Raw genomic sequence first — 19,458 nt, forward strand, 5'->3', positions numbered from 1 at the left:
TCAGCGCGTCTCGCCGCCGAGCCGTCCCTGCCCGACCACGGCGTCGGCGATCATGGCGGCGCGTTCAGGCTCGACGCCACCGCGCACCGCGACCCGCTCGACGATCCCCCGCACCTCGGCCCACTCCTGCGCGGTCAACTCCAGCGGCGGCGCCTCCGCCGGCCCGTCGGGACGGCCCCGGAAGACCCGCCGCAGTGCCGCCGAGGTGACCTGGTGCCCCTTGCGCATCGCGCGCTCCGCGACGTACCGCACCGCCTCGGTCATCGCCGCCAGGGCGACCGGCGTCAGCAGCACGAGCACCTCGGGCACCCCGAACGTCAGCGGGCCACCGCGCCGTTCCGGTTCGGCGTACGCACGGGGATCGGCGAAGTGCGCCTCGCTGAGCAGTGGGAACAGCTCCGTCTCGCCGGGCGAGAACCGGTCGACGACCGGCCTGGCGAGGTCGACCAGCAGAGATCGGTCCGACTCCGGACGCATCCAGCCCTCCACGACCGCCCGTGTCCGACCGGGCACCGTCCACTGTAGGGGCCCGGACCACGCGCCCGGAAGCCGCGCGGAGCCGGGGCCTACAGGTCCGCGAACGGAGCCGCGTACGCGAACTCGCCCTTGATGGTGTCCCGCCAGGCCGTCATCGGGCGGGCCTGGAAGTGGGCGCCCCACGCCGGCACCGGCGGGGTGACGCCCAGGTCGACCGCGGGGCGGAACCCGAACCGCGGGTAGTAGTCGAGGTGGCCGAGGAGCACCACGAGCGGCTCGTCGAGCGCGTCGGCGGCGCCGAGCACGGCGTGCATCAGCGCCGACCCGACCCCGCGCCGCTGCCGGACCGGCAGCACCCCGAGCGGCCCGAGCCCCAGTGCGACCGGCTCGCCGTCGACGTGCCCACGGGTGGCCACGACGTGCCCCACCACCTCGCCGTCGACGACGGCGACCAGGGAGAGCGCCGGCAGCCAGCCGGCGTCGGCGCGCAGCGCGTCGACCAGGGCGGCCTCCACCGGTACGGCGTCCGGCCGCTGCGGGTCCGCGAACGCGGCGGCGTGTACGGCGTGGATGGCGGCGATGTCGGCGGGGGACTCACGTCGGATCAGCACCGCGTCACCGTAGGCGAGACCCGCCCGGCGGCGCCCGCGATTTTTCGTGGTCAGCCCACCGCGGTCGGGGAGGGGGGTGCGCTGCTGCCCTGCGGCGCCTCGGCCGTCATCAGCCGGACGATCTCGGCCCGGTCGGCGGCCGACGGGAGTCCCCACCCGGGGCGGTACCCGTACACCTGGTCCAGCGGGGTGGAGGCGGTACGCCCGTCGAGGACCTCGACCGAGCCCGTGTCGATCAGCCCGGGGTGCTCGACGCCGCACGCCTCGGCCACCTTCATCAGGTCGCGCCGCAACGTACGGATGTAGTTCGCGGCCCGCACCGACTTGCGGGCGGGGTCGAGGCCCCGGGCCAGCCACGCGTTCTGGGTGGCGACGCCGGTGGGGCAGGTGTCGGTGTGGCACTTCTGGGCCTGGATGCAGCCGATGGCCAGCATCGCCTCACGGCCGACGTTCACCATGTCGGCGCCGAGGGCGAACGCCACCACGGCGTTGTCCGGCAGGCCGAGCTTGCCCGCGCCGACGAAGACGACCTGCTCGTGCAGGCCCCGCTCGGCGAAGACCCGGTGGACCCGCGAGAAGCCCTGCTGGAACGGCAACGACACCGAGTCGGTGAAGATCAAGGGCGCGGCGCCCGTGCCGCCCTCGCCGCCGTCGACCGTCACGAAGTCCACGCCGCGCCCGGTGTCGCGCATCAGCGTGGTCAGCTCCTCCCAGAAGCCGAGGTCGCCGACCGCGGACTTGATGCCCACCGGCAGGCCGGTCTCGGCGGCGAGCAGTTCCACCCAGTCCAGGAGGCTGTCGCAGTCGGAGAACTCGGCGTGCCGCGACGGGCTGACGCAGTCCCGACCCTGGGCGATTCCGCGGGTCGCGGCGATCTCGGCGGACACCTTCGCCGCCGGCAGCAGGCCGCCGAGGCTCGGCTTCGCGCCCTGGCTGAGCTTGATCTCCAGCGCCTTGACCGGCGCGCCGGCGACCAGGTCCTTGAGCCGTTCCAGGCTGAACCGGCCGTGCTCGTCGCGGCAGCCGAAGTACGCGGTGCCGATCTGGAAGACCAGGTCACCGCCCTTGCGGTGGTACGGCGACAGCCCGCCCTCACCGGTGTTGTGCAGGCAGCCGGCCAGGGCGGCGCCCCGGTTCAGCGCCTCGACCGCCCTGCCCGAGAGGGAGCCGAAGCTCATGCCGGAGATGTTGACCACCGACTCCGGACGGAACGCGCGGGCCCGGCCCCGGGCGGCGCCGAGCACCTTCGCGCAGGGGAGCGTGACGTCGTGCCCGGCGCCGGGGGACGACGGCGGCACCGCCCGGCCGAACGTGCGGTGCTTGATGATCGGGTACCCGGGGGTGTACTCGATGTCGTTGTCCGTGCCGAACCCGAAGTAGTTGTTCTGCTCCTTCGCCGACGCGTACACCCAGCGTCGCTGGTCGCGCGTGAACGGCCGCTCCTCGTTGTTGCCGGCCACGATGTACTGGCGCAGCTCCGGCCCGATCGACTCCAGCAGGTAGCGGGCGCGACCGAGGACCGGGAAGTTGCGCAGCAGCGCGTGGTCACGTTGCAGCAGGTCGCGCGCGGCGAGAGCGGCGACGGCGGTGACGGCGGCGGGTACGGCTCGACGGGCCCAGTTCATGCCCGCCACTCTTTCCGCGATCGTGCCCGGTCAAACGGGGGTGCGGGTCCGACCGCCCACCACTCGCGGTCCGCCGGCCGCGCAACTGGAGTCGACGGCAGCGTCCCGTGGACTGCCCGACCGACGCGAAGATGACGATCAACGCCCGCAAACTCGGGCGCCACGGTGTGGCTCGCCGACCACGAGGACGCCAACACGCCGCTCTGGGAGAACGCGATCGGCGGACAGCTCGACCTGCGCGACGCGATCGACCGGACGCTCGCCTTCACCTCGCCCGACGGCAGACGCAGGGTGCGGGAGTCGCTCCAGGCCGCCTAAGCGATCGGTGGCGCCACGCCCGGCTGAACCTGGCGGGCCGGTCGAGCCGTGCGTTGCGGATCGGCCGGGCGTGGCGGCTCGTCGTATCAGGTGCAGCTGCCGTCGGAGTCGGTGTTGCCGCCAAGGTCGACGATCCTGGCCAGCACCGCTCGGCAGTCGCTCGGCCCGCCCGCGCGGGTGTTGCCGGTGACGACGGAGTCCTGCAGTTCGACCCGGCCAGGGCCCACCGGCACCTCCGGACCGGGTACGTACGCGAGCGTGATGTTGATGCCGCCTCCCCCGTCCTCGGCGTAGTTGTCGGTCACCCGCGAGCCGACCACGGTGATCCCGGGACCACGTACGTCGATGCCGCCGCCGAGGCCGGCCAGCTCGCCGGGTCGGGTGGGATCGTGCGGGTTGACGACCCGGTTACGGGTGATCGTCGCCCGTTCGACCAGCCCGTCTGAATCGAACCGGATGCCGCCGGCCTCACCGGCCTCGTTGAGGTCCACCAGGCTGTCGCGCAGGATGAATGAGCTGGTCGGGGTGTTGAAGACGCCGCCACCGAAGCCCGCGGTGTTCCCGGTGACCCGCACCCGTTCCATCGTCAGCTCGGAGGTGTTCAGCACGCCCCCGCCAGCGGAGTAGCTCTCGGCCCCGGCGAGCGGCGTCGCGACGCCGCCGGTGACGGTGAGACCGGAGATCGTGGCCGGGCGGCGCACGGTGAAGACCCGGTCGATGCGACCACCGTCGATGACCGTGCTGTCGAGGCCGGCGCCGACGATGGTGGTCGGCGCCATCACCTTGAGGTTGCCGTGTGCGGCGTCGGCGAGCGTGTAGTCGGTGAACGGCACGCCGCGCGGCGGGATGCTCAGGGTGTACCGCCCGGCCGGGATCACGATGGTCGATCCGGAGGTGGCGTTGGCCTCCATCACCGCGGCCCGAAGGGTGCAGCCACCGTTGTCGGCCCGGCAGCGTCCGTCGCCGGGGGCGCTGTCCGGCGCGTCGGTCACGCTGTTCACCTGGTACCGGATGGTCCTCGTCTCGGTCACCGCGGCCTGCTGCTCGCCACTGTCCGTGGCGCTCGCCACGGGGATGCCGGCGACCGAGGTGCCGGCGACGGCGACCGCAGCGGCCACCGTCAGCGTCAGTCTGCGCAGGAACATCGTGTCCTCCTTCGTTGGGCCGGTCCTGCTGACAAAATCGGTCCATATGCGGACACATATGGATAGTGACCGTTCAGTAACCTGCTCGTTCAGGATGGCCAGCGCAACGACTGATGTCAATGGATGTGAGGCGTCGCGGTTCGGCGGGAGGAACCGCCAGGGGCACTGGCCACGACTCCGAAGCCCAATGCGGCACAGGTGGCCATGGACGCCCGACACTCGACCGTGTTCTACGACCGGTCGGGTGGCTGCGCGCGCGGTTGGGCCTCCAACGGCTCCGCCTACGGCGGACCTTCGTCCAACCCTGGGAGTCGGTGATGGCGGGCGAGGGCCAGCAGGGCGACGCGCAGCTGCGGTACGGGCAGCGACGTCACCGGACCGTCGAACCAGCGCGCGATCGCGGTCCCGCCGACCACGCTGAGCATGAAACGGGCGAGTTCCTCGGCGACGGCCGGGCGGTCGGCGACGCCGAAGACGTGGCCGAGCGATTCGGCGGCCCACTGCCGCAGGGCAAGCCGGTACTGCCCTAGCTCAGCGATGGCCGCGGCGCCGGTGCCCTGCTCCAGCATGCCGAGATCGAGCAGTATCCGTAGGTCGTGTGGGTGCTGCTCGAACGCGGCGCTGGCGCCGTCGAGGAACGCGGTGAGCCGCTCGTCCACCGTGTCGCCGGCCGGGGTTCCCGGAAGCGAGTTGACGAGGTGCTGGCGGGCGCGGCGGAGCACGGCGAGGTAGATCCCGTCCTTGTTGCCGAAGTGCCAGTAGATCGAGCTGGCCGGTGACCCGGAGGCGGCGGAGATCTTCGAGATGGAGGTACCGGCGTAGCCGAGCTGCGCCATCAGTGCCGTGGCGGCGTCGAGGATCGCTTCGCGGGAGGGCACCTCGGCACCGTGGGGGGCGGCGTCCTGCATGGCGTCCAGCGTAGGGCTCGGCCGTTGATCCCGTACCAGTTCATCGCCGGAGGCGAGGGCGGTGAAGCCGGAGCCCGCCGAGTTGGGTCGCCGTGATGCCGGCCGACGGTGCGGCGGGCGTGAAGAACCCGCGGATGGCCCTCCCCCCAGCTCCAGCGTCCGGCTGATGCGTTTGGCCGCCTGCAGTGATGAGGAAGACCAGCACCAGCGGGCCGATCGCCCAGAGCCGTGGCTCCTCGGCACCGGTCGGCGCCACCTCACCGTGGACGTACGTGAAGAGCTGGGGGAGCCCGAGCTTGCGTACTTGGTTGAATTCGGCGGAACAATCGTTTGGGTAGAACGACGCCAGGCGATCTCCTTCCGGGAAGATCGCCTGACGTCGGTTGCGATTCGGGCGGACGGCGGACCGTCAGGGCGTCGGCGCGGTGATGTTCACCATCCAACCGATGCTGAAGCCGTCCACGCACATGCCGTACTCGTCGCCCCACACCTGCTTCTCCAACGGCATGGTGACGGTGCCGCTGGCCGACAGCTTGTTCCAGTAGCCGCGCAGCTCGTCACCGTCGTCGCCGCTGAGGCTGATGGCGATGTTGGTGCCGGGTTGGTGTTCCATCCCGGGGGCGATGTCGGACGCCATCAGCGTGATGCCGTTCGACGCCTCCAGCATGGCGTGCATGATCTTGTCCTTCAGCGCCGGGTCGTCGTTGCCGAACTCGCCGAACGTGCTCTGGTTCAGGCTCCCGCCGAAGACGCTCTGGTAGAAGTCCATCGCCTGCCGCGCCGTGCCGGGAAAGTTGAGGTACGGGTTCAGCTTGGTCTGCACGGGCACACCCTCCTAGGTCGTAGCCAGCCTCACCGTGGCAACGACCGGGTACCGGGCAACGACGCGTGCGCCCCTCGCGTCGCCGCCGGCGCGGTGGAGGTGGTCGACCACCTCCACCGCGGAGCGGAGGCCGTCAGCGGTAGGACTGGCGGACCGAGCCGCCCACCAGCACGCACCACGCGTTGGTGTCGACCTTGCCGTTGTGCGGCAGGCGGTGCAGCCCCTGCACGTCTTTGACGGCCTTCCTGGTGACGTGGTCGAACTCGCCGGTGACGGTGACCTCGGCGTACCCCTTGGCGTTGAGGATGAACTGCACCGCGGCGACCGGCAGGCCGGCGGCGTGCTGGTCCAGCTCGGGCGCGAGGGTCTCCCAGGTGGGCGTGGTGAGGGTGGCGTCGACGTCGACCGGGATGCCGTTGCGTGCCTGCCAGTCCTGCACGGCGGCGACGGTGGCCGCGTCGAAGACGCTGGTCGGGGTCACCGCGTACCCGCGGTGGGCGAGCAGGTACTGCACCACCCGCACCGACGGCGACCCGACGAACCGCCACAGGTCCGGCCAGCGGCGGGCCGGCACGTCGGCCAGGTCGGTGCCGAGCTCGGCGAAGACCCGGCGGCGCAGCATCGGGAACTGTCGGTAGAAGGCGGCGCCGGGGCACAGCGTGTTGCGGAAGTCCCAGTGGCCGAAGATGTCGTGTGCGTGCAGCCCGTACTGCCGGCAGATGGTCGTGCAGAGCCGGACCAGCGAGTCGAGCAGCACCTCGGGCGGCGTCTCGGTGACGTACGTGCCCTCGTTCTCGATGCCGATGGCGCGGCCGTTCTCGCCCGGGCAGTGCGCGGAGACCATCTGCCGGTCACCGGCCTGGAGCCGTTCCAGGCTGCCCCGCCGTCCCTCCAGGACGTACCCGCCGCGGCTGACGGTGAAATGCTGGCCGGTGTCGGACCAGCCGTTGCCGTCGATGTGCAGGTTCTGGCAGTCGCGGGCCAGCTTGATGGCCTGCGCCTCGCTGTAGTCGGTGACGTTCGGGAACGCCATGTGGTGCACGATGATCTTGTTGGTCGGGATCGCGCTGACCACCAGGGGGTCCTTGGGCGGCCGGGCGCCCCACTCGTCGCAGCTGTAGATCCAGTCCAGGTCGGCGCCCGGGTCGGCATGGGCGGTGGCCGGGAAGGCGAGTTCACTGCCGACGACCGCCACGGTGGCGGCGCCGAGGCCGGCCCGCAGCAGCGTGCGTCGGTCCAGTTCGCTCTGCTCGACGTGCATGGCATCTCCTCCGCGCCCGGCACGCGGGGGTGGGAGTGAGCCGCGTGAAAACCAGCTCCAAAGGCCGGGCGTGAGGTGGAGAATATTGCCAGGACGCCGGCAGCGCTAGGCCCTGTGCCGATCGGACCCTCGTCAGAGGACCTGGGAGAGGAACCGGCGCAGGCGCGGATGCCGGGCGGAATCGAACACCGCGGCCGGTGGCCCCGCCTCCAGCACCACGCCCCGGTCCATGAAGGCCACCGTGTCGGCCACCTCGCGGGCGAAGCCCATCTCGTGGGTGACCACCACCATCGTCATGCCCCCCGCGGACAGCTCCGCCATCAGCGACAGCACGCCCTTGACCAGCTCGGGGTCCAACGCCGACGTCGCCTCGTCGAAGAGCATCACCTGCGGCTGCAGCGCCAGCGCGCGGGCGATGGCGACCCGCTGCTGCTGCCCGCCGGAGAGCTGCGCCGGCCGCGCGTCCGCCTTGGCGGCGAGGCCGACCCGGTCCAACTCGTGCCGGGCCACCGCGACGGCCTCGTCCTCGGACAGCTTCCGGATCCGCCGGAGCGCGAGGGTGACGTTGCGCAGCACGCTCATGTGCGGGAACAGGTTGAACTGCTGGAACACCATGCCGACCCGCTGCCGCAACCGGTCCGGGTCGTCGCCCAGGACGCTGCGGCCGTCGAGGAGCACGTCACCGCGGTCCGGCTCGATCAGCCGGTTGACCGTCCGCAGCAACGTGGACTTGCCGGAGCCCGACGGGCCGATCATGCAGGCGGTCGCCCCGCGCGGCACGTCCAGGTCGACGCCGCGCAGCACGCGGTTCGCGCCGAACGCGAGGTGCACGTCGCGGAGGCTCACACTGACCGACGTACTCATCGGGGGCTCCCCTCCACCGCGCCGGCGGGCGTCAGGTCGCCGTCCTCGTCACCGGGTGGGCCGGCCGGACGCCCGTGCCGCAGCCGCCGGTCGATCCAGTTGACCGCATGGGTCAACGGCACGGTCAGCGCCAGGTAGAACAGGCCGGCCAGCAGCAGCGCCGACTGGTTGCCGGTGTTCGCCGCGTGGTCCTGCCCGATCCGGAACAGCTCCCGCTGGCTGGCCAGCAGGCCGAGGAAGTACACCAGGCTGGAGTCCTTGATCAGCGCGATGAGCTGGTTGACCCACGCGGGCAGCACGCGGCGGACGCCCTGCGGGATGATCACCATCCGCATCGCCTCGGCCCACGAGAAGCCGAGGGCCCGGGCGGCGTCCAGTTGGGCGGCCTCCACCGACTGGATGCCGGACCGGAAGATCTCCCCGATGTACGCCGCCGCGATCAGCGACAGCGCCAGGATGCCGAGCGGGTACGGGTTCGGGCCCCACACCTCCATCCCCAGTGGCGCCAGCCCGACGCCGATCAGGAGGATCGTCGCCGCCGCCGGCAGGCCGCGGAAGACGTCGGTGTAGACGCGGGCCGGCCAGCGCAACCATCGCGTACGCGAGATGCCCGCGACCGCCAGCAGCATGCCCAGCACCGAGCCGAGCAGGGCGGCGGAGACCGCCAGGATCAGCGTGTTGGGCAGCCCGACGGTCAGCATCTCGGGCAGCGCCTCGCGCATGGAGTCCCAGTCGAAGAAGGTCTCCCACAGGGTGCTCAACGGATCCATCAGTCGCCTCTCCTACCGCCCCGCTCGCTCTCTCCTGTTAAGAAGGGGCCCCTTCACCTCGCCAGGCGTTAACAAGGGGCCCTTCCTTGTCAGCCGACCGGTACCGTGCCGCTGCCGGGCTTGAAGTCCGGCGGGATCGGTCGGCCGGGGTAGTACTGCTGCTGCAGCCGGCTCCAGGTGCCGTCGGCGATGACCTCGTCGAGCGCCTTGTCGAGGGCCGCGCGCAGCTTGTCGTTGTCCTTGGCGAACGCGTACGCGGTCGGGGCCGGGCTGAGCTCCTTGGCCGCCACCCTGATCTTGCCGTTGCTCTCCACGGCGGACGCGTCGCCGATCTCCGCCGGGGCGATCCACGCGTCGGCGGTGCCCGCCTTGAGCTGGTTGATCGCGCCGTTGTAGTCCGGCACCCGCACCGGGTCGAGGCCCTTACGGGTGGCGTAGTCGTCCTGCACGGTGCCCTGGACGACCACCACCCGCCTGCCCTCGAGCTGGTCGAAGCCGGTGATGGTGGAGCCGGCCGGCACGTCGAGTCCGAAGTAGCCGAAGTCGTAGCCGTTGCCGAAGTCGACGGTCCTCTTCCGCGCCTCGGTGATGGTGATCGACGAGCTTCCGACATCGAACTTGCGGTTCGCCACCTGGGCGAGCAGCGCCGAGAAGTCGGTGCCGACGAACTCCACCTTCAGGCCGATCCGGTCGGCCGCCGCGACCAGCAGGTCGTTGTCGAAACCGGTGAACGTCCCGTCCTTCAGGTAGACGTTCGGCGGTGCGTCGGTGAGCGTGCCGGCCCGCAGCACGCCGGGCTGGAGCAGGCCGTACGGGTTGTCCGCCGAGCCGGTGGCGTCGTCACCGCCGCAGGCGGTGAGGGTGGCGGCGCCGAGGACGGCGGCGACGGCGAGGGCGGCGGCCCGGGTCAGGGCAGGAAGGAATCGCACAGGTGTCTCCGAGAGGGTTGTCCGGGCGGGCACGGGCGTGCGCCGCCGGCGGTGCGCCGGTGGGCGGACCGCTGGGATGGTTCGGTGCGAGGGAGTGGGGCGCTCAGCTACACGCGGCGCTGCAGACCCGCATCATGTCGACGTGACGACGCCGGGTCAGGGCTGGCGGGGCGACGGTGCGGACGGACACGGCTCTCCTCCAGGTCGGTGCTGACCTGGGGTGCCAGGCCACGCTTGCACCGGAGCCCGCTCCGGTGCCCGGTCCTCACCCGGGGCACCCCTACGTGGACGAGGGTTGCCGGCCAGCAAGCCGGGGCTTCACGCTGGCGCTCATGACCTGGACCGACACTAGCAGCGCGTGACGATCCGCCGTCCAGCCGTTATGACCACCCTCACGTGCCGCCGGGCCTGCGGATTCGTCACTCCTCGATGGCCCCGCCGACCCGGCGCAGGTGCGCCCGGAACGTGTACCCCGGGTCGGCGTCGCGGCGGGCCAGGTACTCCGCGAAGGCGGTCTGCTCCCGCAGCGTCTCGCCGGCCCGGATGCGTTGGGCCTGGACGCGCTCGGTGCGGCGGATCCGCTCGGCGGTCGCGGACACCTCCTCGGCCCGGGCGGCCGGGACGAACAGCACCCCGTCGTCGTCCGCCAGCACCAGGTCCGCGCCGTCGACCACGTGCGGGCCGACCCGGGCGCTGGTCAGCGTCTCGGGATCCCGGTCGTCGAGTCGCATCGGGCCCAGCGGCAGGGCGCCGTAGCTGAAGACCGGCACGCCGATCTCCACCAGCTCGGGGGTGTCGCGGTGCAGGCCCCACACCACCAGCCCGGCGACCCCGGCCGCCGCGGCCTCCAGCACCGCCAGGTCACCCACGCACGCCTCGTCCGTCCGCCCGGCGTTGTCGATCACCAGCACCTCACCGGGCGCCGCCCGGGTGTACGCCTCCAGGAACACGTCCACGCTTCCGTGGTGGCGGACCGGCAGCACCCGCCCCGCGAGGCGCTGGCCGGCGACGACCGGCCGGATCCCGGCGGGCGCGGCCCGCAGCGGCACCCCCAGCCGTACGCACGCGTCGGCCACCAGCGGCGTGGACAGGTCGGTGAACGGCTCCGGCATCCGACGTCCTCCCTCGGGGCGGTCGAGCACCCATCGTAGGGACGGACAGCGGTGGCGGAGCGAGATCCAATCTCCGGCCGCTGGCCCGAGCCCGGACCGGCTCGCGCCGGCTTCCGTGCCCGGACCCGATGCGAGGTGTGCCGGGCGAGGTCGGGGGTAGTCGCGCGGTCGGAAAGGGACCTGGGGAGGTCGGGTGGACTCGTACCCTGCCGTGGAGGCGCACGGGCTGATCGGCGACCTGCAGACCGCGGCGCTGGTGAGCATGGACGGCACGATCGACTGGTTCTGCGCCCCGCGGTTCGACTCGCCGAGCATCTTCGGCGGACTGCTGGACCGGCACCGGGGTGGCTACTTCCAGATCGTGCCGGACGGCGTCGACTACGTGAGCAAGCAGCTCTACCTGCCCGGCACGGCGATCCTGATCACCCGGTTCATGAGCGCGGACGGCGTGGGTGAGCTGGTGGACTTCATGCCGGTGGCGGGAGACCGACCGACCGACCGGCACCGCCTGGTGCGGCTGCTCCGCATGGTTCGGGGCAGCATGCGGTTCCGGCTCGACTGCCGGCCCCGGTTCAACTACGGCCGTGATGCCTACCAGCTCGAGGTGCACCCCAACGGCAGCATCCTGCGCAGTTCCACGCTCTCCCTCGCCCTGAGTCCCATCCGCTACGCGGAACGGCTGTCCGAGGAGCACGAACGCCGGCGCAGCGAGGACGGCCTGTGTCTCATCGCCACCCTGCACGAGGGCGAGGCCGGGGGCATCCACCTGGAGACCGGCGAATCGCCGGATCCGCCCGGCGCCTACAGCCCCGGCGAGGCGCGGGAGCTGCTCGAGGAGACCCGCGACTTCTGGCGGCGCTGGCTGGGCCGCTCCCGGTACACCGGCCGCTGGCGGGAGATGGTGGAGCGGTCCGCGATGACCCTCAAGCTCATGACGTACGCGCCCACCGGGGCGCTGATCGCCGCCCCCACCGCGGGGCTGCCCGAGCACATCGGCGGCGTCCGCAACTGGGACTACCGCTACACCTGGATCCGCGACGCGTCCTTCTCGGTGCACTCGCTCCTGTGCCTGGGCTTCAAGGACGAGGCGATGCAGTACATGCGCTGGGTCAACGACCGAGTCCGGGACGCCGGGGAGAGCGATCGACCACTGCAGATCATGTACCGCGTCGACGGCTCACCGGACCTCGCCGAGGAAATGCTCGACCACTTCGAGGGCTACCGCGGCTCGGCGCCGGTGCGGGTGGGCAACGGTGCCGCCAACCAGCTGCAACTCGACATCTACGGGGAGGCGCTCAACGCTCTCCACGTCGCCGACGGCCAGGGACTGCAGCCGGGCCACGAGGGCTGGCGGAACACCGCGCGCCTGGTGGACTGGCTCTGCGACAACTGGGACCAGCCCGAGGACGGGATCTGGGAGACCCGCGGTGGCCGGCACGACTTCACGTACGGGCGGCTGATGTCCTGGGTCGCCCTCGACCGGGCCGTCCGGCTCGCGCACCGGCACGGACGCCCCGGCGACACGAACCGCTGGACGGCCGTCCGCGACGACATCTACCACCAGATCATGGCGAGGGGGTTCCGCCCCGGCCGCCAGGCGTTCGTCCAGCACTACGGCACCGAGGTGCTGGACGCGGCGCTGCTCGCCATGCCCGCCGTCGGCTTCGTGTCGCCGACCGACCCGATGTGGCAGTCGACCCTGCGCGCCATGGACGCCGAGCTCGTCTCCGACAGCCTCGTCTACCGCTACAACCCGGAGGCGGCACTGGACGGCCTGGCCGGCAGCGAGAGCACCTTCACCATGTGCACGTTCTGGTACGTCCAGGCCCTCGCCGAGTCCGGCCGGCTCGACGACGCCCGGCTGACCCTCGAGAAGATGTTCACCTACGCCAGCCCGCTCGGCCTCTACTCCGAGGAGATCGCGGCCAGCGGCGAGCAGACCGGCAACTTCCCGCAGGCCTTCAGCCACCTGTCGCTGATCAGCACCGCCGTGAACCTCGACCGGCTGCTCGACTCCCACGCGTGACCCGGCCGGTTTCCCGAGGACTATTCCGCCCCGCAGCGGGAAAGGGCCGCCGCGGAGGCGTACCGATCGGGGGTTTCATGGTAGGCGGTGTCATCGGCGTGGTGATCGCGCTTGCGGTCCTGGTGCTGCTCGGCGTGCTGAGCATCCGGATCGTGCAGCAGTACCAGCGCGGTGTCGTGTTCCGGTTCGGCCGCGTGGTGCAGCCCGTCCGGCAGCCCGGCCTACGGCTGATCATCCCCGTCGCGGACCGGATGGTCCGGGTCAGCATGCAGACCACGGTGATCGACGTGCCGTCGCAGGGCGTCATCACCCGCGACAACGTGACCGTCACCGTGGACGCGGTGGTCTACTACCGCGTCGTGGACCCGGTGAAGGCCCTGGTGAACGTGCGCCAGTACCCGGCGGCGGTGCTGCAGATCTCGCAGACCGCGCTGCGGTCGGTCATCGGCAAGGTGGACCTGGACATCCTCCTCTCCGACCGGGACAGGGTCAACGCCGACCTCAAGTCGGTGATCGACGCCCCGACCGAGGAGCCGTGGGGGCTGAACATCGAGCGGGTCGAGGTCAAGGACGTCGCGTTGCCGGAGGGGATGAAGCGCTCGATGTCCCGCCAGGCCGAGGCCGAGCGGGACCGGCGGGCGCGGGTCATCGCCGCCGACGGTGAGTACCAGGCGTCCCGGCGACTGGCCGACGCGTCCCGGATGATGGCCGGCACCCCGGGGGCGTACCAGTTGCGGCTGCTGCAGACCGTGTCGGACGTGGCCGCGGAGAAGAACAGCACGCTGGTGATGCCGTTCCCGGTGGAGTTGCTGCGCTTCTTCGACAAGTACGCGTGTACCACGTCCGCCGACCAGGGCGAGGTCGTGGCGGAGCCGGTGGGCCCGCTGCCCGGCGACGGTCACCGCGGCGACGGCGGCCCGCGCCGGTAGACCGGGCGGGCGGGGTCCGACGGGTCACTCCCGGCCCCCGCCGTGGAGGTACGACGCGCGCCGTCCCACCCCGGTCACCGGCCGGTGAGCTTGCGGGTACCTGCTACCACTGGGCCGTGTCCGTAACCGACCATGATCCCGGGAGCCCGGTCCCCGGGGCGGCCCCGGCCCGACGTCCGGGCCGGGGAAGCAACCGATGCGCCGATGGCCCGGCCCGCCGGCCCGACCACAATGAGCAGCGGGGCGGGCGGGTGACCCGTCCTGCCGGGTCGGAGGAGGGGTTGGCGTGACCGGCTGGCAGGTCTCCGGCTACACGCCCGTGCGGCAGCTCGGCGTGGGCGCGTCCGGGCGGGTCGACCTCGCCGTCCACGACGCGACGGGCACGCCGGTGGCGATCAAGTACCTGACCGGCGCGGTCGGCGACGCCCCGTCGTTCCGGGACGCGTTCCGCACCGAGGCCCGCGTGCTGGCCGAGATCGACAACCCGCACGTGTCGCGCCTCTACGAGTACGTCGAGTCGCCCGGCGGCGCGGCCATCGTCATGGAACTGGTCAACGGTGTCTCCCTGCGCCAGATGCTGGGCGCCAACGGCGCCACCACGCCCGAGGCGGCGCTGGTCGTCCTCAAGGGATCCCTGGCGGGGCTCGGCGCGGCGCACGCCCGTGGCGTGGTGCACCGGGACTACAAACCGGAGAACGTGCTGGTCACCGCCGAGGGCGCCAGCAAGCTCGCCGACTTCGGGATCGCCCTGCCGGCCGGCACCGGCTCCGGCGCCGCCGTCTCCGGGACACCCCGCTACATGGCGCCCGAGCAGTGGACCGGCGCGCCGGCCAGCCCGGCCTGCGACATCTACGCCGCGACCGCCACCTTCTACGAGTGCCTGACCGGCCGGCCCCCGTACGACGGGCGGGACCTGTTCACGCTGCGCCGGCAGCACGCGGAGGAGCCGATCCCCACCGACCCGGCCCCGGCGCCGGTGCACGACCTGCTGCGGCACGGCATGGCGAAGCGCCCGGACGAGCGTCCCCAGCCGGCGGAGGTCTTCCTCGCCGCCCTGGAACAGGTGGCGGCGGACGCGTACGGGCCGGAGTGGGAGGAGCGCGGCCTGCGCGAGCTGGCCCGCCGGGCCGCCCTGCTCGCCGCGCTCTTCCCGTTCCGCGACGGCACCGGCGGCGCCACCAGCGTGGCGACCACGACGTTGAGTTCGGGCACCGGCCGGTGGGGGTGGCTGCGCGGCGGCCGGGCCCGCCCTGCCCTGGTGGCCGGCGTCGTGGCGGCGGCCGTCGTGCTGGGCGGTGCCGGGTTGAGCTACGCCGCCCGGGAGGACTCGGCGCCCGGCGCGACGGCCGACGCGAAGCCCACCGCCGACACCGTCGTCACGACGGCTCCGGGCGCCGCGCCCGGGGCGCCGACCGCGACGCCCGACCCGACGGCCACCTCCACGGTGACCGCCGGCCCCACGACGGCGGCGCCGACCGGTGGCGCGACCGGCACCCCGGGCGCGCCGGGTGACCCGACCACGCCGGGCGCCCCGGCGACGACCGCCCCGGCGACCACCCCGCCGGCACCCCCGCCCACCACGTCCACCAGCCCGCCGCCCCCACCGGACACGACCGCCCCGACGGTCGGGAAGGTCGGCGCCAGCCCCACCCAGCTCGACCCGAAGGGCTGCCCGTACGGGCCCACCGCGAGCACCGTCACCGCCACCGCCTCCGACGACCGGACCGCCGCCGGGGACCTGCGGGTACGCCTGCGGTACACGCTGGACAACCGCACCACCGAGGTCACGATGAGCGCCGCCGGGCGGGGCGTGTTCACCGGCGTGCTCGGCGACCTGCCCCGGCCGGCCGACAGCACGCGCATCCCGGTCCGGGTGGTCGCGACCGACCGGGCCGGTAACACCTCGGCGGAGGGCGGCCCGGTGTACGTGACGCTCTACCCGTACTGCACCCCGGGCTGACGACGCCCGGCACACCGACAGGAGGCGGGCTGCCGTGACCCAGCCGGACGACCGGACGACGCCGGGCGGGTGGACACCCGACGACGGCGCGACCGTGCACCTGGGCCGTCCGCCCGCGCCGGACGAGCCGACCACTGACCTCGACGCGGCGGGCGCGACCGTGCGCCTGGGCGGCGACGAGGCCACCGCCCGGCTGACGCCGGACGCGGCCACGACCCGGTTCGTCCCCGCGCCGGGCCCGGAGGGTCAGCCGACCCTGCACCTGTCGGCCGCCCCGCCCGCCGCGCGCCGGCCTCCCGAGGAGCCGACGACGGATCTGCGCGCCGGCGGGTGGACCGCGTACGACGGCGAGGCGACCGTGCACCAGGGCGAGGCGACCGTGCACCTGCGCGCGCCGGAACCGGCCGACGAGCGCACGGTCCACCTCGCCGCCGCCCCGACCTGGGAGACCACGACCGCCGCCGCGCCGACGTGGGAGCCGACGACCGCCGCGGCCACCTGGAGTTCGACCCCTGCGGCACCGGGTGGGGAGTCGACCGCCACCGCGGCGGGGGAGGGCACCGCAGCCACCGGACCGGGAACCGTCTTCGGCGGGCGCACCGGCCGGCCCGCCTCCCGTGGCGGCGCGCGTACCCCGGACACCCGGCCGTCCCCGACGGGCGGCGAGGTGCGGTTCGGCCCCGGTGTGCCCGCCGCGCCGCCGTCCGCCCCGGCCTGGCCGTCGCCCGCGCCACCGCCGCGCCGCCGCCCGCTGTGGCGGCGCGTGACGTCGGTGCTGTCCGCCCTGCTCACCCTGGTGCTGGTGGCGGTCGTCGGGCTCTACCTGTGGCAGCAGTTCCGTCCACTGGAGATCAACGGGGTGACCGTGGCGGTGCCCGAGCCGGCCGGTGACCGCTGCGACGTCACCGTCGACGTGGTCGCCACGGTGACGACCAACGGCCGGGCGGGCGAGATCCGCTACCAGTGGCTGCGCTCCGGCAGCGCGCCGGGCGCGGTGCTCACCGAACGGGTCGGCCGCGGCCAGCGCACCGTGGACCTGACGCTGCGGTGGTCGTTCGCCGGGGTCGGCCGCACCACCGAGACGGCGACGGTCAACATCACCGAGCCCGCGCCGGCGCAGGCGCGGACGGAGGTCAGCTACGCCTGCCGCCGCTGACGCCGGGGTTTCTCGCGTCGGCGCCAGGGGTAGGTCGGGCGGACGAACCGCATGCCCCTGGAGGAACTCGATGAGAGAGAACATTGGTGACGCGGCGGGGGACGCCCTCCGCTCGGTGCTGCTCTTCCTGCCCAAGGCCCTCGCCTTCGTGGCCATCCTGGTGGTCGGTTGGCTGGTCGCCAAGGCAGCCCTCAAGATCGTCGACAAGGTGCTGGAGCGGGTCGGCTTCGACCGGGCCGTCGAGCGTGGCGGCATCCGCCGCGCGCTCGCCCGCTCCCGCTACGACGCCAGCGACCTCGTGGCCAAGCTCGTCTACTACGCGATCCTGCTGGTGACGCTCCAGATCGCCTTCGGCATCTGGGGCCCGAACCCGATCTCCGACCTGATCGCCGGCGTGATCGCCTGGCTGCCGCGGGCGTTCGTGGCGATCGTGATCGTGGTGGTGGCGGCCGCGATCGCCAACGCGGTCCGCGACATCGTCAGCGGCGCCCTGGGCGGCCTGTCGTACGGGCGGATCCTGGCCACCATCGCGTACGTCTTCATCCTCGGCCTCGGCGTGATCGCCGCGCTGAACCAGATCGGCGTCGCCACCGCGATCACCACCCCGGTGCTCGTGGCCGTGCTCGCCACCGTCGGCGGCATCCTCGTCGTCGGGGTCGGCGGCGGCCTGGTCCGTCCGATGCAGAGCCGCTGGGAGTCGTGGCTGACCCGGGCGGAGCAGGAGTCCCACGCCATCGCCACCCACGCCCGCGCCTACCAGGCGGGACGCCGGGACACCGAGGCGCACCTGGGTGCCGGTGCCGACGCCACGCAGGTCGTGCCGAGGGCGACGACCGACGCCGACCCAACCGTGCCCGTGCCGCGTGCCGGTGACGCCGACGCCACCCCGGTCCCGTCGCGACCGGCGCAACCGGCGGCCGACGACGTCGAGGCGACGGTGGTCATCCCGCCGGCGGACAGCGAGAAGTTCCGCCGCTGACCGGCCGGTGTTCGGGGCGGGATCCACGACGGATCCCGCCCCGAACCGTGTGGTCGCCCGCGCCGGGGCCGTCTAGCATCACCGGCATGACGTGGCGATGTTGATCCACCGCTGAGAGCCCGTCCCGTGGGCCGCCGTGGCCGCCGTACGTCCGGCGTCCACTCTCACCCCACGGGAAGGTTCCATGACCCCCATCACCGTCCGGCGGCCCGACCGCCGGGTCCGCCGGCTCGCGGCGACCCTCTACGCGTACGCGGGCCTGCGCGACCTCGTGCTGCTCTATCCGGTCTACGCGCTGCTCTTCGCCGACACCGGCCTGTCGGTCTGGCAGATCTCCACCCTGTTCGTCATCTGGTCGGCGAGCGGCATCCTGCTGGAGGTCCCCTCCGGCGCGCTCGCGGACGCGCTCTCGCGGCGGCTGCTGCTCAGTCTCGCGCCGCTGGTGACCGCCGCCGGGTTCGCCCTCTGGGTGCTCGTCCCGTCGTACCCGGCGTTCGCCGCCGGTTTCCTGCTCTGGGGCGCCGGTGGGGCGCTCGCCTCCGGCGCGCTGGAGGCGCTGGTCTACACCGAACTCGACCACCTCGGCGCGGCCGGCCGGTACGCGCGCGTCATCGGCCGGGCCCGCACCGCGGAGACCGTCGGCGTGCTGGCGTCCATCGTGCTGGCCGCGCCGGTGCTGGCCGTCGGCGGCTACCCGGCCGTGGGGGCGGCGAGCGTCCTCGCGTGCCTGCTCGCCGCCGCGGTCGCCACCCGCCTGCCGGAGCACCGCGACCCCGGTGCCGACCACGCCGGCTCCGGTCCGCCCGGCGGTTCCGCCCGCTCCGGCGTTGCCGGTGGTTCCGGCGGTTCCCGCGACTCCGGTGGTTCCGACGGTTTCGGCCGGTCCGGCCAGTCGGGCGGCACGGACTGCGACGATGACCTCGGCTGGTGGGGCAGCCTGCGGGCCGGGCTCGCCGAGGCGCACGCCGACCGGCGGGTCCGGGCGGCGGTGCTGCTCGTCGCCGCGGTCGCCGCGGTGTGGGGCGCGCTCGACGAGTACACCCCCCTGCTGGCCCGGGACACCGGTGTGTCCGAGCCGGTCGTGCCGCTGCTGCTCCTGCTCACCTGGGTCGGGGTGGCGGTCGGTGGCCTGCTCGCCCCGGCGGGGGAGCGGCTCGGCCGCCGGGGCTACGGCGGCCTGCTCGCCGGGTCGGCCGCCGCGCTGGCCGTGGGCGCGCTGCTCGGCCAGCCGGTCGGGTTCGTGCTGGTCGGTGCCGCCTTCGGCGGCTTCCAACTGGCGACCGTGCTGGCCGACGCCCGGCTCCAGGCCCGGATCACCGGCCCGAGCCGGGCGACGGTCACGTCGCTGGCCGGCATGGCGACCGACGTGACGATCATCGCCGTCTACGCCACGTACGGGCTGCTCGCCACCGCCGCCGGCAACGGTGTCGCGTTCGCGGTGGCCGCGGGCCCGTACCTCGTCATGGCCCTGCTGATGGCGGCCGATCGGGCCCGGCGAGCCTCGCCCACCACCCGGGCCCGCTGACCGCCCGGTCGGCTGACCGTGGCGCGGGCCGGCTGACCGC

General features: G+C 73.2%; 18 protein-coding genes and 1 riboswitch. Of the genes, 7 read left to right on the top strand and 11 right to left on the bottom strand.

The genetic code is table 11. From position 1 onward, the window contains the following. The 3 genes from GKC29_RS18970 to GKC29_RS18980 all read right to left on the bottom strand — a co-directional run bounded on the left by GKC29_RS18970 (window position 1) and on the right by GKC29_RS18980 (window position 2,713). Window positions 1-477: a hypothetical protein gene (locus GKC29_RS18970; protein ID WP_196255659.1), complete on the bottom strand. Its 477-nt coding sequence runs from the start codon at window positions 475-477 to the stop codon at window positions 1-3. 89 nt (window positions 478-566) lie between these two features. Further along, window positions 567-1,088 carry a GNAT family N-acetyltransferase gene (locus GKC29_RS18975; RefSeq protein WP_155332096.1) on the bottom strand — a complete coding sequence of 174 codons (522 nt, stop codon included), beginning with the start codon at window positions 1,086-1,088 and terminating at the stop codon, window positions 567-569. A gap of 50 nt (window positions 1,089-1,138) precedes the next feature. After that, window positions 1,139-2,713: an FMN-binding glutamate synthase family protein gene (locus tag GKC29_RS18980; RefSeq protein WP_155332097.1), complete on the bottom strand. Its 1,575-nt coding sequence runs from the start codon at window positions 2,711-2,713 to the stop codon at window positions 1,139-1,141. Window positions 2,714-2,878: 165 nt separating this feature from the next. Here GKC29_RS18980 and GKC29_RS18985 point away from each other — a divergent pair, with 165 nt between their 5' ends. Further along, window positions 2,879-3,031 carry a hypothetical protein gene (locus tag GKC29_RS18985; RefSeq protein ID WP_230688710.1) on the top strand — a complete coding sequence of 51 codons (153 nt, stop codon included), beginning with the start codon at window positions 2,879-2,881 and terminating at the stop codon, window positions 3,029-3,031. 86 nt (window positions 3,032-3,117) lie between these two features. Here the strand turns inward: GKC29_RS18985 and GKC29_RS18990 are convergent, their stop codons facing one another. The 8 genes from GKC29_RS18990 to GKC29_RS19025 form a co-directional block, all read right to left on the bottom strand. Beyond that, a complete protein-coding gene (locus tag GKC29_RS18990) occupies window positions 3,118-4,296 on the bottom strand; it encodes a CSLREA domain-containing protein (RefSeq protein ID WP_155332098.1) in 1,179 nt (392 codons plus the stop codon). A gap of 161 nt (window positions 4,297-4,457) precedes the next feature. Further along, window positions 4,458-5,084 (bottom strand): TetR/AcrR family transcriptional regulator, encoded by a 627-nt coding sequence (locus GKC29_RS18995; protein WP_155332099.1) that lies wholly within the window; start codon window positions 5,082-5,084, stop codon window positions 4,458-4,460. A 409-nt stretch (window positions 5,085-5,493) separates the two neighbouring features. Beyond that, the gene (locus GKC29_RS19000) at window positions 5,494-5,907 is read right to left on the bottom strand and encodes a VOC family protein (protein ID WP_155332100.1); all 414 of its coding nucleotides are present in this window, start codon (window positions 5,905-5,907) and stop codon (window positions 5,494-5,496) included. 133 nt (window positions 5,908-6,040) lie between these two features. Beyond that, a complete protein-coding gene (locus GKC29_RS19005; RefSeq protein WP_155332101.1) occupies window positions 6,041-7,168 on the bottom strand; it encodes a peptidoglycan-binding protein in 1,128 nt (375 codons plus the stop codon). Window positions 7,169-7,300: 132 nt separating this feature from the next. Beyond that, window positions 7,301-8,032 carry an amino acid ABC transporter ATP-binding protein gene (locus GKC29_RS19010; RefSeq protein WP_155332102.1) on the bottom strand — a complete coding sequence of 244 codons (732 nt, stop codon included), beginning with the start codon at window positions 8,030-8,032 and terminating at the stop codon, window positions 7,301-7,303. Then, window positions 8,029-8,802 carry an amino acid ABC transporter permease gene (locus GKC29_RS19015; RefSeq protein ID WP_155332103.1) on the bottom strand — a complete coding sequence of 258 codons (774 nt, stop codon included), beginning with the start codon at window positions 8,800-8,802 and terminating at the stop codon, window positions 8,029-8,031. Before GKC29_RS19015 ends, GKC29_RS19010 begins: the two co-directional genes overlap by 4 nt. An 89-nt stretch (window positions 8,803-8,891) precedes the next feature. Then, on the bottom strand, window positions 8,892-9,731 hold the full coding sequence (locus GKC29_RS19020; RefSeq protein WP_155332104.1) for an ABC transporter substrate-binding protein: 840 nt from the start codon (window positions 9,729-9,731) through the stop codon (window positions 8,892-8,894). A 225-nt stretch (window positions 9,732-9,956) separates the two neighbouring features. Further along, a riboswitch (SAM riboswitch) is annotated at window positions 9,957-10,069 on the bottom strand. A gap of 81 nt (window positions 10,070-10,150) precedes the next feature. Beyond that, on the bottom strand, window positions 10,151-10,843 hold the full coding sequence (locus GKC29_RS19025; RefSeq protein WP_155332105.1) for an RraA family protein: 693 nt from the start codon (window positions 10,841-10,843) through the stop codon (window positions 10,151-10,153). A gap of 193 nt (window positions 10,844-11,036) precedes the next feature. Here GKC29_RS19025 and GKC29_RS19030 point away from each other — a divergent pair, with 193 nt between their 5' ends. The 6 genes from GKC29_RS19030 (at window position 11,037) to GKC29_RS19055 (ending at window position 19,418) form a co-directional block, all read left to right on the top strand. After that, window positions 11,037-12,869 carry a glycoside hydrolase family 15 protein gene (locus tag GKC29_RS19030; protein WP_155332106.1) on the top strand — a complete coding sequence of 611 codons (1,833 nt, stop codon included), beginning with the start codon at window positions 11,037-11,039 and terminating at the stop codon, window positions 12,867-12,869. A gap of 77 nt (window positions 12,870-12,946) precedes the next feature. Beyond that, window positions 12,947-13,798 (top strand): slipin family protein, encoded by an 852-nt coding sequence (locus tag GKC29_RS19035; RefSeq protein WP_155332107.1) that lies wholly within the window; start codon window positions 12,947-12,949, stop codon window positions 13,796-13,798. 286 nt (window positions 13,799-14,084) lie between these two features. Further along, window positions 14,085-15,758 (top strand): serine/threonine-protein kinase, encoded by a 1,674-nt coding sequence (locus tag GKC29_RS19040; RefSeq protein ID WP_155332108.1) that lies wholly within the window; start codon window positions 14,085-14,087, stop codon window positions 15,756-15,758. 34 nt (window positions 15,759-15,792) lie between these two features. Then, window positions 15,793-16,914 carry a hypothetical protein gene (locus GKC29_RS30040; protein ID WP_230688711.1) on the top strand — a complete coding sequence of 374 codons (1,122 nt, stop codon included), beginning with the start codon at window positions 15,793-15,795 and terminating at the stop codon, window positions 16,912-16,914. A 70-nt stretch (window positions 16,915-16,984) separates the two neighbouring features. Next, window positions 16,985-17,893, top strand: coding sequence for a hypothetical protein (locus GKC29_RS19050; protein ID WP_155332109.1), 909 nt, complete (start codon window positions 16,985-16,987; stop codon window positions 17,891-17,893). Between the two features lie 184 nt (window positions 17,894-18,077). Next, window positions 18,078-19,418 carry an MFS transporter gene (locus tag GKC29_RS19055; RefSeq protein WP_155332110.1) on the top strand — a complete coding sequence of 447 codons (1,341 nt, stop codon included), beginning with the start codon at window positions 18,078-18,080 and terminating at the stop codon, window positions 19,416-19,418. Window positions 19,419-19,458: the final 40 nt, after the last annotated feature.

Origin of the sequence: Micromonospora sp. WMMC415, assembly GCF_009707425.1 — a bacterium.
Taxonomy (GTDB): domain Bacteria; phylum Actinomycetota; class Actinomycetes; order Mycobacteriales; family Micromonosporaceae; genus Micromonospora.